Source organism: Actinomyces sp. zg296 (genome assembly GCF_009829695.1).
Lineage (GTDB): Bacteria > Actinomycetota > Actinomycetes > Actinomycetales > Actinomycetaceae > Actinomyces > Actinomyces marmotae.
The window spans coordinates 345823-358488 of record NZ_VWPG01000003.1 but is presented as its reverse complement, the minus strand read 5'-3'; the positions used below and the strand labels follow the sequence as shown (position 1 = coordinate 358488).

Annotated in this window: 12 protein-coding genes; 5 read left to right on the top strand and 7 right to left on the bottom strand. The window is 71.6% G+C overall.

Annotated features, from left to right (window positions below):
* Positions 1-58 precede the first annotated feature (58 nt).
* Positions 59-673 carry a LysE/ArgO family amino acid transporter gene (locus tag GVV76_RS03815; RefSeq protein WP_201292189.1) on the top strand — a complete coding sequence of 205 codons (615 nt, stop codon included), beginning with the start codon at positions 59-61 and terminating at the stop codon, positions 671-673.
* A gap of 163 nt (positions 674-836) precedes the next feature.
* On the opposite strand, the gene msrA is transcribed toward GVV76_RS03815, so the two are convergent.
* The 3 genes from msrA to trhA form a co-directional block, all read right to left on the bottom strand.
* On the bottom strand, positions 837-1535 hold the full coding sequence (gene msrA / locus GVV76_RS03810; RefSeq protein WP_159522027.1) for a peptide-methionine (S)-S-oxide reductase MsrA: 699 nt from the start codon (positions 1533-1535) through the stop codon (positions 837-839).
* 92 nt (positions 1536-1627) lie between these two features.
* Complete coding sequence (locus GVV76_RS03805) at positions 1628-2119, bottom strand: GreA/GreB family elongation factor (RefSeq protein ID WP_159522029.1); 492 nt, start codon at positions 2117-2119, stop codon at positions 1628-1630.
* 335 nt (positions 2120-2454) lie between these two features.
* Positions 2455-3192 (bottom strand): PAQR family membrane homeostasis protein TrhA, encoded by a 738-nt coding sequence (trhA, locus tag GVV76_RS03800; protein WP_159625056.1) that lies wholly within the window; start codon positions 3190-3192, stop codon positions 2455-2457.
* Between the two features lie 179 nt (positions 3193-3371).
* On the opposite strand from trhA, the gene GVV76_RS03795 reads away from it, so the two are divergent.
* A complete protein-coding gene (locus GVV76_RS03795) occupies positions 3372-4160 on the top strand; it encodes an isoprenyl transferase (protein ID WP_159625054.1) in 789 nt (262 codons plus the stop codon).
* A gap of 63 nt (positions 4161-4223) precedes the next feature.
* On the opposite strand, the gene GVV76_RS03790 is transcribed toward GVV76_RS03795, so the two are convergent.
* The 3 genes from GVV76_RS03790 to xseA form a co-directional block, all read right to left on the bottom strand.
* Positions 4224-5207: a PfkB family carbohydrate kinase gene (locus tag GVV76_RS03790; RefSeq protein WP_159625052.1), complete on the bottom strand. Its 984-nt coding sequence runs from the start codon at positions 5205-5207 to the stop codon at positions 4224-4226.
* A gap of 45 nt (positions 5208-5252) precedes the next feature.
* The gene (locus tag GVV76_RS03785) at positions 5253-5492 is read right to left on the bottom strand and encodes an exodeoxyribonuclease VII small subunit (protein ID WP_159522035.1); all 240 of its coding nucleotides are present in this window, start codon (positions 5490-5492) and stop codon (positions 5253-5255) included.
* 130 nt (positions 5493-5622) lie between these two features.
* Entirely contained in the window at positions 5623-6933 is a 1311-nt protein-coding gene (gene xseA, locus GVV76_RS03780; RefSeq protein WP_201292188.1) for an exodeoxyribonuclease VII large subunit, read from the bottom strand.
* 52 nt (positions 6934-6985) lie between these two features.
* Between xseA and GVV76_RS03775 the strand changes: the two genes are divergently transcribed.
* The gene (locus GVV76_RS03775) at positions 6986-8041 is read left to right on the top strand and encodes a 4-hydroxy-3-methylbut-2-enyl diphosphate reductase (protein ID WP_236263192.1); all 1056 of its coding nucleotides are present in this window, start codon (positions 6986-6988) and stop codon (positions 8039-8041) included.
* A 52-nt stretch (positions 8042-8093) separates the two neighbouring features.
* On the opposite strand, the gene rmuC is transcribed toward GVV76_RS03775, so the two are convergent.
* The gene (rmuC, locus tag GVV76_RS03770; protein ID WP_159625049.1) at positions 8094-9389 is read right to left on the bottom strand and encodes a DNA recombination protein RmuC; all 1296 of its coding nucleotides are present in this window, start codon (positions 9387-9389) and stop codon (positions 8094-8096) included.
* A gap of 87 nt (positions 9390-9476) precedes the next feature.
* Between rmuC and GVV76_RS10575 the strand changes: the two genes are divergently transcribed.
* Both GVV76_RS10575 and ychF read left to right on the top strand, forming a co-directional pair.
* Positions 9477-11387 carry an alpha/beta hydrolase gene (locus GVV76_RS10575; protein ID WP_159625047.1) on the top strand — a complete coding sequence of 637 codons (1911 nt, stop codon included), beginning with the start codon at positions 9477-9479 and terminating at the stop codon, positions 11385-11387.
* Between the two features lie 132 nt (positions 11388-11519).
* Positions 11520-12632 carry a redox-regulated ATPase YchF gene (ychF, locus tag GVV76_RS03760; RefSeq protein WP_159625045.1) on the top strand — a complete coding sequence of 371 codons (1113 nt, stop codon included), beginning with the start codon at positions 11520-11522 and terminating at the stop codon, positions 12630-12632.
* Positions 12633-12666 lie beyond the last annotated feature (34 nt).

Genomic DNA, 12666 nt, shown 5'->3' with positions numbered 1-12666 from the left:
GACCGCCATGCGAGTGGGCGCGGTACGCGGTCGCCCGCATCTTCTACCATCCCGGACCATGACTGGTCTGCCCTCCTGCCTGGCCCCCGCCCTCGCCGGACTCGGCACGGGGCTGGGGCTCATCGTGGCCATCGGCGCGCAGAACGCCTGGGTGCTCCGCCAGGGCGTGCGACGTGAGCACATCGGGCTCGTCATCCTCATCTGCGCGCTCTCCGACGCCATCCTCATCGCCGTGGGGACGGGCGCGATCAGGGCCGTGTCCGCCCTGGCTCCCTGGGTGCTGGAGGCCCTGCGCTGGGGAGGCGTCGCCTACCTGGTCCTGTTCGCGATCAACTCGTTCCGCTCGGCCCTGCGGCCCGGCGCCCTGAAGGAGGCCGCCTCGCGGGGCGCGGGCTCAGTGGCCCTCACAACACTCGCGCTGACCTGGCTCAACCCCCATGTGTACCTCGACACCGTGCTCATGCTCGGCACGGTCACCAACCATTTCGGCCCCGATCGCTGGTGGGCGGCCGCTGGGGCCATCGCCGGCTCCGTCATCTGGTTCACCGGGCTCGGCCTCGGGGCGCGGGCGCTGTCCGGGCTGCTCGCGAGCCCCCGCACTTGGAGGATCATCGACGCGCTCGTCGGCGTCGTCATGCTCCTCGTTGCCTGGGGCCTCGCCACCGGCGCCTGATCCGGCGCCCCTGCTCGCCGGAATGGCGCGCTTTGAGGATTGCTCGGGGTCGAATCGGCCTGCGCGCGAGCGACAGGCGAGCGTGTACCGCTTTGACCTGCGACTATCTGGGTGTGTCTAGGCGTCAGAAAAAGGAATCCTCAAACCGCGCCATTTCTCCGGCTCACACCTGCTGCGGGGGCAGCACATCCACCTGCGAGGGGAGGTTCGCGATCCCCACGGGGCAGGTGACGCCATTGGGCCCGTGGTTGCAGTAGCCGCCGGGGTTCTTCTCCAGGTAGCCCTGGTGGTAGTCCTCCGCCAGGTAGTAGGGGCCGCCGAACTCCGCGTACTGCGCCGACGCTGGATCGATCGTCGTCACGGAGCGCCTCAGCCCGAGCCGGCTCAACTCGCCCTGGAAGGCCTGATGAGTGGCGATCGCCACCGCGTACTGCTCGGGTGTCGTCGTCCAGACGGCGGAGCGGTACTGGGGGCCGATGTCGTTGCCGTGGCGGTTGAGCCGGGTGGAGTCGTGGTTCTCCCAGAAGGCGCGCAGCAGCGCCTCCCCGCCGCGCCCCGCGACCGCCGGGTTGTACGCCACCAGGACGGTCTCGGCATGGCCGGTCCGCGCTGTGCAGACCTCCTGGTAAGTGGGGTTGGGGGTGGTGCCGCCCATATACCCCACCGAGGTGGCGACGACGCCGGGCTGACGCCACATGATCCGCTCCACGCCCCAGAAGCAGCCGCCAGCGAGGTAGAGGACCTCGGTGCCCTCGGGCCAGGGGCCGGTCAGGGGAGCGCCGAGGACGACGTGGCTGCCGGGCTCGGGGAGCACGGGCTCCTCGCGGCCGGGGATGACGTGATTGCGGGACGGAGTGTTCATAGGAGAAGGCTACCGCCCCGCTGCTGGCCGAATCGCCCCATCCCCGCTCCCTTCGCTCAAGGCGAGGAGCGGGAATGAACGGCGGCGCGGTGTCAGACGCGGCCGACCTTGAGGATCTCCGCGGTGATCCTCTTGCCGTTCGGGGCGTCGTAGGAGACCTTCTCACCCGCGGCGTGCCCCATGAGGGCCTTGCCGAGCGGGGCGTCGGGGGAGAAGACCTTGACGCCCTCGGGGACGTCCTCGGCGATCTCCTGACCGCCCAGGGCGAAGCGCTGCTCCTTGCCGGCCACCTTGGCGGTGACGATCGTGCCCGCGGAGACGGTGCCATCGTCGGCGGCCTCGCCGATCTGGGCGTTCTCCAGCGTCTCGGTCAGGGCGATGATGCGGGCCTCGTTGAGGGCGGCCTCCTCGCGGGCGGCGTGGTACCCGGCGTTCTCCCGCAGGTCGCCCTCCTGACGGGCCGCCTCGACGCGCTGGGCGATCTCCTTGCGCTCCTCGCCCTTGCGGTGCTCGAGCTCGGCGCTCAGGCGGTCGAAGGCCTCCTGGGTCAGCCAGGTTCCCTGCTTCTCGGTGTCCGCGGCCATGGGGTTCTCCTCGATTGTGGTGATCTGGTTGATCGGTGACGCGCCGACGACGGTGCCGTGGCAATGCCCCGATGCGCGGTGGGCGCCCGGGGCGGCGTGTATGAGGGGCGAGTCTACCCCTCCGCGCCTGCGAGTGCCCTGGGAATCGAGCGCCAGCCGGGCTCGCGGCTCGCGAGATCGGTGGTGGCGGCTCATCGACAGGCGCTTTTCGCGCCCAGTGGTGCCGTTCGCTCCCAGCGGTGCGGGCAGCGCGCACCGCTCGGCGCGGATGGCGCCTGTGGGTGCGTGTCGCGCCTGTGGCGGCCGGGGGTCTCGTGCTCCCGGCCTGACTGGGATCAGCTGAGAACCGCGATGTAGCAGGCCACGGCATCACAGGCCCATGCCACCACCGTGCAGGCGTGGAACACCTCGTGGAAGCCGAACCAGCCGGGGAGGGGGTCGGGGCGCTTGCGCGCGTACACGATCGCGCCGACCGTGTAGGCCAGGCCCCCGACCATGAGCAGCCACACGATCGCGGGCCCTCCCGAGCGCCAGAAGGAGGGCAGGAACCAGATCGCTACCCAGCCCAGGGCGATGTACAGGGCTGTCCTCAGCCAACGCGGGGCGCCCGTCCATATGAGGGACATGACGATCCCGGCCGCCGCGCCTCCCCAGACGATGCCGAGCACCAGGCGCGCCGTCGCCGCGTCGAGCAGCGCCACCGACAGGGGCGTGTAGGTCCCGGCGATGAGCAGGTAGATATTGGCGTGGTCGACGCGCTGCAGGGCGCCGGAGACTGAGCATGGGAAGCGCCCTTTGCCCAGGTGGTAGAGGCCCGAGTTGGCAAACAGCAGCAGTGAGCACACCAGGTACACGGCGCTGGACCACATCAGGGCGGCGCCGTCGGCCAGAGCGGTCAGGACGATGCAGGCGGCCAGGGCCAAGGGCGCCGTGATCGCGTGGATCCAGCCCCGCAGCCTGGGCTTGATGGGTGTGATGAGGGCCGGTGCCCGCGTGGGGCGGCGGCCAGTGGCCCGCTCCTGGTGCGGGGCGGCCTCAGGCGCGTCACGGCGCGGATCCGCGTCTGCGCGCATGGAACCTCCTGGCGGGCGCCGATGGGGGTATCGGGGGCGGCGCCCGAACCTACGGTACCGTAGGTTCGAGTGGGGAGGAAGGACGGCCGCCCGCGGGCGGCGCGCGCGATAACGTTGGTTCCACGGCGCATCCCGGCGCCCCAGACGGCCGGGCCCGCGCGCGCATGCGAAGGAGAGACATGGCGGACGGCTTCCTCTACCAGCTCTATGAGCGCCGTCTGTCCGCGCGCCTCGACTCCTCCCGCGCGCCCCGCCATGTCGGCGTCATCCTCGACGGCAACCGCCGCTGGGCCAAGGCCCTGGGGATCGGCGCCTCCCAGGGGCACAAGCGCGGGGCGGACAAGATCAAGGAGTTCCTCGGCTGGGCGGACGACGCGAGCGTCACCGTGGTCACGCTGTGGCTGCTGAGCACGGACAACCTCTCACGCGATCCCGCCGAGCTCGCCCCCCTGCTCGACATCATCGCCCAGGCCGTGGAGGACCTGTCGGGAAGCGGCCGGTGGCGGGTGCGCCTCGTGGGCGCCGTTGACCTCCTGCCCGCCGAGGTCGCAGCGCGACTGCGCGCCGCCGTCGCCACCACCACTTCTGGCGCTGAGCCCGGCCAGGCCGGGGAGGCGGATCGGCGGATGGAGGTCAATATCGCCGTCGGCTACGGGGGGCGCCAGGAGATCGCCGACGCCGTCCGCGAGATCCTGCGCGAGCGCGCCGCCGCTGGGGCGAGCCTGGAGGAGGTGGCTGCCTCCCTGAGCGAGGAGGACATCACCGAGCACCTCTACACCAAGGGCCAGCCCGACCCCGACCTGCTCATCCGCACCTCCGGCGAGCAGCGGCTCTCAGGCTTCCTCCTGTGGCAGTCGGTCCACTCTGAGTTCTACTTCTGCGAGGTCAACTGGCCGGCCTTCCGCCGCGTCGACTTCCTGCGCGCCCTGCGCGACTATGCCGGGCGCGAGCGCCGCATGGGGCGCTGAAGGGCGCTCGATGCGGACCGGGGCCATTGACGGCTCCGCGGCGCCCGAATCGATCTCGCGGGCTCAGGCGAGTTCGGCGCGGGTGGGCGGGTTGGCTCCTGCCCGGGAGACGGTGATGTCCGCGATGCGCGAGGCGTGGCGCACCACCCGCTCCAGCGCGTCGGCGTCGATCGCGCGCAGGGCCTCGCGCCGATGGGCGCCCACGAGCCCCTCGGACCACAGGCCATCCTCCAGGCCCCCCATGAAGGAGTCGCCCGCGCCCACCGTGTCCGCCACGACGACGCCCGGGTCCGCGGGCACCTCCAAGCGCAGCCCCGAGGAGGTCAGGGCCAGCGCCCCGCGCTTGCCGCGGGTGACGACGACGATCGCCGGCCCCGTCCGGAGCCAGCCCTCAAGGACGCCTTCGAGGGCGTGATCGTCGGCCTCATCGATGTCGTAGAACCAGGCCACGTCCTCATCGGAGCACTTGACCAGATCGGACAGGGCCACGAGGCGCTCCACGATCGCGCGCGCCTCGCCGGGCTCTCCCATGAGCTGGGGGCGGGCGTTGGGGTCATAGCAGACGGTCGCTGAAGCGCGGAAGTCGCGCAGCACCTGCTCCACCGTCAGCGCGCCCGGCTCCAGGATCGCCGCGATCGAGCCCGTGTGGACGAGGATCGGCGGCTCAGCGGGGGCCGGGTAGGGCGGGTTCCAGTCGAGGTCGAAGACATAGGTAGCCGCCCGGTCCTCGCCGATGGTCGCCTGGGCTGTGGAGGTCCGCTCGGCGCCGTCCGAGCCCGGGGTGAGGCGCACACCGTCGGAGACCAGGTGTGAGCGGATCGCGCGGCCGCGCTCATCGTCGGCGATCCAGCAGTCGAGCTCGGCGTCACGGCCAAGGCGAGCCAGGCCGAGCGCCACGTTCGCCGGCGAGCCGCCCGGGATGTCCACCGGCTCTGCGCCGGGGTGGATGACGACGTCGACCAGTGCCTCCCCGATGACGAGCGCGGTCCCGGCGGGTCCAGGAGCGGAGGGGGTGACAGCGGCGTTCTCAGCGGTAGCAGTGGTCATGATGGGCTCCTTCGCTCCAGTGACGGCGGTTGGTGGGCCGGGGGATCAGCCCTGATCCTGATCCGGGGACGCGACGGCGGCCAGCCGGGCGCGAGCGTCGTCGAGCCAGGCCTGGCAGCGGGCGGCCAAGGCCTCGCCCCGCTCCCACAGGGACAGCGCGTCCTCCAGCGGGACCTGACCGGCCTCCAGGCGCTGCACGACGCCGATCAGTTCTTCGCGGGCCTGCTCATAGGAGAGCGTGGCGACGTCGTCGCCGGAGACGGGGGAGTCGGGGCTCAGGCTCATGGCGTGATTCTCGCACGTCAGTGGGCCCAGAAGCGCGGTATCGCGGAGAAGTGGCGGAGAAATGGCGGGGGCGCCCCGAGGCCCGCTCGGCGCGAGCCTTGAAGGATGAGGGGGCGGCCGCCCCGTCGGCTCAGTCGGCCGTGAGGACCTGCGAGGCGGGCTTCGTGGCGCCCACCACCTGGGCGACGAGTCGCCCAGAGGCGAGGATCCCCTCGATGAGATCGCCCTTCTTGACATCCTCCGCGCTCGTGATGACGGCGCCCCCCGGGCGGCGCAGGATCGTGTAGCCGCGATCGAGCACTCCCTGCGGGGACAGCGCCGCCAGTCGCGCCCGCTCCGCCCTCAGGTCCGAGGAGGCCAGCGTCAGCGCGTGGTCGAGGCCGCGGCGGATGCGCTCGCGGGCGGCGTCGAGCTCGGTGAGGCGGTCGCGGACGATGACGGAGGGATCGGTCATGATCGGGCGGGCGCGCACCTGATCGAGCCCCCGCTGCTCGGCGTCGAGCCGCTGGGCGAGGATCTCCCGCAGGCGGGCTCGGGCGCTGTCCAAGCCGACGGTTTCCTGGGCGAGGTCGGGCACGATCCGCCGGGCGGCATCGGTGGGGGTGGAGGCGCGGTAATCAGCCACGAGGTCGAGCAGAGGGCAGTCGGTCTCGTGCCCGATCGCCGAGACCAGCGGGGTGCGGGCCGCGGCTGCCGCGCGCACGAGCCCCTCATCGGAGAAGGGCAGCAGGTCCTCGACGGCGCCGCCGCCACGCGCCACGACGATGACATCGATCCCCTCCATCGCGTCGAGCTCCCGGATCGCGGCCGTCACCTCTCGCACGGCGCTCGCGCCCTGCACGGCGACCTCACGGATCTCGAAGGGCAGGCCCGGCCAGCGCAGGCGCGCGTTGACCACGACGTCGTCCTCAGCTTTGGAACCGCGCCCGCAGACGAGCCCGACCCGCCGGGGGAGGAAGGGCAGGGGGCGCTTGCGCTCGGCGTCGAACAGGCCCTCGGCGGCGAGCATCCGGCGCAGCTGCTCGATGCGCGCCAGGAGGTCCCCGACGCCGACCAGCCGGATGTCCTCGGCCAGGAGCTGGAGCGTGCCGCGCTTGGTCCAGTACGTGGGGCGGCCCTGGACCACCACGCGGGCACCGGAGTCCAGGGGCTCGGGCAGGGCGCGGTCGATGGCCGCCAGGGTGCGCGTGTAGAGGGACACGGAGAGGGAGACATCGGCGTCGGTGTCCCTCAGGGTGAGGAACTGCATGCCGGCGCCGGGGCGGCGGCTGAGCTGGACCACCTGCCCCTCCACCCACACCCGTGTCATCTTGGAGACGTACTCCTCGATCTTCGTTGCCAGCAGGCGCAGGGGCCACGGGTTCTCCGCGGTGGTCTCGCGGGCGAGGCGGGCGAGCGGCCGGGCCTGGCCCGGTGCGGGGGGCTGTGTCACATGCACCACTGTGCCACGCTCCCGCCTGGGGGCCGGGGCGGCGCTGTGGCACAGTGAGACCGTGACAGATTCTCCCGCGCCCCCCACCGCCCCCGTGATCCCGCCCGCGGGCGGGGCGAAGCGGATCCTCGTGGCCGCCCCGCGCGGCTACTGCGCTGGCGTGGACCGGGCGGTCGACGCCGTCGAGCAGGCGCTGGCCCACTATGGGACGCCGATCTACGTGCGCAAGGAGATCGTCCACAACAAGTACGTCGTGGAGGCCCTGACCAAGCGCGGCGCGATCTTCGTCTCCGAGACCGATGAGGTGCCCGAGGGCGCGCGCGTCGTCTTCTCCGCGCACGGCGTGGCGCCGGAGGTGCACGAGCAGGCCGCTGCCCGCCTCCTTCAGACGATTGACGCGACCTGCCCCTTGGTGACCAAGGTCCACAAGCAGGCGGTGCGCTTCGCTGGTGACGACTACGACATCATCCTCGTCGGCCACACGGGCCATGAGGAGGTCGAGGGCACGCAGGGAGAGGCGCCCGAGCGCATCCAGGTGGTCAACGGCCCCGAGGAGGTGGACCGCGTGGTGGTGCGCGACCCCTCGAAGGTCGCCTGGATCAGCCAGACCACGCTGTCGGTGGACGAGACCCTGGAGACGGTGCGCCTCCTGCGCGAGCGCTTCCCTGAGTTGATAGACCCGCCCACGGACAACATCTGCTACGCCACTCAGAACCGGCAGGCCGCGGTCAAGGCGATCGCGCCGCGAGCCGACGTCATGCTCGTGGTGGGATCGGGGAACTCCTCGAACTCGGTGCGCCTCAAAGAGGTGGCGTTGGAGGCGGGCGCCCCGGCCGCCTACCGCGTGGACTACGCGCGCGAGATCGACGACGCCTGGTTCGACGGCGCCAGCACCGTGGGCCTGACCAGCGGCGCCTCGGTGCCCGAGATCCTCGTGCGCGAGGTCATCGAGCACCTGGGGGCCCTGGGTTTCACGGACGTGGAGGAGGTGCGCACCGCCACGGAGAAGATCACCTTCTCCCTTCCCAAGAACCTGCGCGCCGACCTCAAGGCCGCTGCCGGGGACTCCGCGCCGGAGCACCGCCGGCGCGAGCCCGTCGCCAACCACACCTGCTGACGCCCGGCAACGCTCCCCAGTGGGCCGGTGAGGGGGAGCGGGGCGCAGGGCCCTACTCATCCTGCCCGCCCGTGAGTTCGGGGGCGCTGAAGGAGCGCACCTGGGCGTCCTCCAAGCCGATGGGGGAGGGACTGGGAAGGCCCTCACCCAGGGACTCGAAGCCGCGGGCGGTCACGAGCAGACGGGACTCCACGGAGCCCACCACCCTGTTGTAGGCGGACACCGAGCGGGTCAGCGCTTTGCCGAGGGCGGTGAGGTGATCGGCGACCGTTTCCAGACGCTGGTAGAGGACGCGCCCCAGGGTCAGGAGTTCGCCGGCCTCCTCATTGACCGCCGTGTGCGCCCACGCCAGGGCGCAGGTGCGTAGCAGGGCCAGGAGGGAGGCCGGTGTGGTCAGGGCGACGCCGCGATCGAGGGCGTGGTCCATGAGCGTGGGATCGGCGTCGAGCGCGGCGGACAGGATCGGCTCAGCGGGGATGAAGAGCACGACCATCTCGGGCGAGCCCTCGAGTGAGCGGTCGTAGTGGCGGCCGGCCAGGGCGTCAATATGCGAGCGCAGGGCCTTGGCGTGGGCTTGCAGGAGGCGGCCGCGCTCATCCGGCGAGATGCCGCGCGCCTCGCCCGCCCCATCCTCGGCCCGCGAGGAATCCACGGTCTTAGCCGCGGCGCGCCGCGAGCCGTCCAGGCCGCAGGCTCGCAGGTAGGAATCGAGCGGCACCTTCGCATCCACTGCCACGTGCGCCTTCCCTGGCAGGTGGACGACGACGTCGGGCCGGCCGGTGGCACCGCCCCCGGCGCCGCGCGCCCCGGCAGGGGCCAGGCCGGTCAGACCGCGCTGCTCGGAGAAGTCGACATGCCGCATCATCCCCGAGGCCTCCAGGACGCGGGAGAGCTCCACCTCGCCCCACAGGCCCCGGGCGCTGCGGGAGCGCAGCGCCCCCTCCAGGGCGGTGGTGGCCCGGCGCAGCTCCCTCTCGGAGGCGGCGCCGGCCCGCAGTTGCTCGGTGAGGGTGGCGTGCTGGGCGGCGCGCTGGCGCTCCATCTCCTCCACCCTCGCCCCGACCCGCTCGAGCTGGGCCCTCACCGGTGCCAGGGCCCGTAGAACGGAGGCGTCCCGATCAGAGCGCTCCTCGGCGATCTGGGCGCGGGACTCCAGTTCCTCGGCGCGGGCGCGCCATCCGGCGGCCTCGGCGCGCAGCCGGGAGGTGGTGTCATCGCCATTGGCGAGGGTGGCGGAGCGGGCCTGCGCCCGGGCACTGCCGAGCGCGACCCCAGTGATCAACCCCACGATGAGGCCAACGATGAGGGCGACAATGAGGGCTGCCAGGTGGGGGAGGGTATCGGTCATGGACCTATGGCACCACAGGGATCTGACACCAATGAGAGGCCGTAAGGTCCCCCTTCGTCGCGGTGCGGGTGTTGCATCATGTGCCCCGTGCCTGATCTTCCTCTCGTCGTATCCGCACCGCTGGCCGCATCCCTGAATGGCCCCGCCGCCACGCGCCTGGAACGTGTGGGGATCTCCGAGATCAGCGTCGTGGCCCCCTCGTTCGTGCAGGGAATCGGCATCGTCGCCGTCATCGTCATGCTCGCCACCGCCGTTCTCCTCTGGGCGCGGATCCGCCCGGGGCGGCGCCGCTTCCCCCGCGCCTCGCTCCTCGGAGCGCTGCTTGCCGTCGTCCTCACCCAGGTTCTCGTGGTCGGCGCCGTCAGCGCGCGGGCCAACGCGCACCTCGGCTTCGTGCGGACCATTGGGGACGTTCTCGCCCAGGTCAGAGGATCGGGCTCCTTCGCCGGTGGGCCGGCCGTGCTCTCCCTCCCCGAGGAGCCGACGTCGATCCCCACCAGCCAGCCCTCGCCCATGCCCGCCGACGCCGCCGCCTTCACGCCGATCAAGGGCGGCTCGGACTACACGGGCTTCTCGAAGGCCACCGTGACGGGGCGGCGCAGCGGCGTCACCCAGGAGGTCTGGGCATGGACGCCGCGCGGGTACTCGCCGAATGACGGCCGGACCTACCCCGTGCTCATGATGCTCCACGGTGATCCCGGGAGTCCCGACGGCGTCACCACCGCCCTCAAGGCGGCCTCGGCGATGCAGGCGGCGATCGACTCTGGCAAGATGCCCCCCGCGATCCTCGTCATGCCGAATCTGAGCGCCGACAGCCGCCAGACCGCGATGCCCGACTGCGCCGATGTCGTCGGGCACGCCCAGGTGGGCACGTGGGTCCAGGACGATATTCCCGCTGTCGTGCGCGCTTCCTTCCCCAACGTGAGCCCGGATCGCTCGGGCTGGGCGATCGGCGGCGTGTCCTCAGGGGCCTTCTGCGCGACCTGGACGGCGATCATGCGCTCGGACGCCTTCGGCTACGTGGTCGCCATGTCCGGCTTCGACGTCCCCTTCACCGGGGCGATGTCCACAAACCGTGAACTCAAAAGCGCCAACACCCTGAGCACCCTCCTGCGCACCCGCGCCCACCAGCGCCTGCGGATGTGGCAGATGGCCGCGAAGGATGACACGGGCACCGCGGACCTGCGCAGGGATCTGCCCTCGGCGGTGCCGTCCACGGACACCCTGGAGATGGTGACCCCGCAGACCGGCGGGCACTCAGCCACCCTGTGGCGCCAGACCTTCCCGACGGCGCTGTCCTGGTGGGGCGAGCAGCTGAAGTCCCCGGTGGCCGCTGATGCGCCGCTGTCGGAGCCGACCGCTGAGGAGCCCTCCTCCGCCCGGCAGACGCACGGGCTGTCCGGAGGGGAGTCCGCGACGGGTGCCGGAGACGGGGCCGATACGGGTGCCTGGGGGAGCTTCCGGGAGGTGTTCACCGGCATCCGGGGGATCGGGGTGATCATCCTCATGTGCATTGTGGCGTTGGCGCTGAGCGTGGCGGCGATCGCCCCGTGGCGCGGGGGAGGCTTCCCGGGGCCGCTGCGCCGCTTGCGGGGCCTGGGTGGCCTGCTGCCGGGCCGCGCGCGCTCGGCTGAGGCGGATGAGCCGGTGGAGACGGCGGAGGCGAATGAGCTGGCGGAGGCGGAGTCGGTAGATAAGCCCGCGGAGGCGGCGGCGGAGACGGCGGCGGAGCCCCGGGGCGCGCGGGAATCGCGAGCCTCGCTGGAGGCGCCGGAGGATGCTGAGGGCAGCGCGCCGGTGGCCTCGCCCGACCCCGGTCGCCTGAAGAAGGCCCGCGCCCTCCTGCGGGGCGCCCGCCCGGTGGGCGCGCGCTTGGTCGTGCTCGCGCTGGCCTGCGTGGCGGGGACGCTCGCGATCGCCCTGGTGAGCAACCGGATCGGCGGCTTCTTCCCGACGTGGTCGATCGCCATCCAGGACCTCGCGCTCGCGCTGGCCTGAGGGGAGGCGCCGCTCCTCCGGGCCTCGGCGAGGCTCGCGACGTCGTCGTCGGCGGCGCGGGACGGGGACGGCGAGCCGCGGGTTGGGCGCCAGTGGCGCGAGCGTGTCAGTGGGCGCGTTTAGACTCGGCTCGTGGCACTCACTATCGGAATCGTCGGACTGCCCAACGTCGGCAAGTCCACCCTGTTCAACGCCCTGACCCGCGCGACCGTCCTGGCCGCCAACTACCCCTTCGCGACGATCGAGCCGAATGTCGGCGTCGTCCCCCTGCCCGATGAGCGGCTGGGGCGCCTGGCGGGGCTCTTCCACAGCGAGCGGGAGGTCCCTGCGACGGTCTCCTTCGTGGACATCGCAGGGATCGTGCGCGGCGCGAGCGAAGGCGAGGGGCTGGGCAACCAGTTCCTGGCCAATATCCGTGAGGCGGACGCAATCTGCATGGTGACGCGGGCCTTCGATGACCCGGACGTCGTGCACGTGGATGGCAGGGTGGACCCGGCCTCGGACATCGAGACGATCGCTACCGAACTCGTGCTGGCCGATCTCCAGACCCTTGAGAAGGCGGTCCCGCGCCTGGAGAAGGAGGTGCGCGGCAGGAAGACAGATCCGGTGGTGCTGGAGACGGCGAAGGCAGCGCTGACGATCCTGGAGGAGGGGACAATGCTGTCCGCCGCCGTGGTCTCAGGCGCCGCGGAAAAGGCGGGTGTGGATGAGGAGGCGCTTCGTTCCTTCCAACTCATGACGACCAAGCCGGTCATCTACGTGTTCAACATGGATGATGCCGGGCTGGCGGACGAGGTCCGCCAGGCTGAGCTGCGGGCGATGGTGGCGCCCGCCGAGGCAATCTTCCTCGATGCCCAGTTCGAGGCCGAACTCGTGGAATTGGAACCCGAGGAGGCCGCGGAAATGCTGCGTGAAAATGGGCAGGAGGAGTCCGGCCTGGACAAGTTGGCGCGGGTCGGCTTCGACACCCTGGGCCTGCAAACATATTTGACGGCGGGGCCGAAGGAGGCCCGCGCCTGGACGATCCGCAAGGGAGCGACGGCGCCCCAGGCTGCCGGCGTCATCCACACGGACTTCGAGCGCGGCTTCATCAAGGCGGAGATCGTCTCCTTCGAAGACCTCATGGAGTACGGCTCCGTGGCCGATGCCCGCGCCGCCGGCAGGGTCCGGATGGAGGGCAAGGACTACATCATGGCCGACGGCGATGTCGTCGAGTTCCGCAGCGGGCTCACGTCTAAGAAGTAGGCCGATGAAAGGCCGTGAGGATATGGTTCACGGC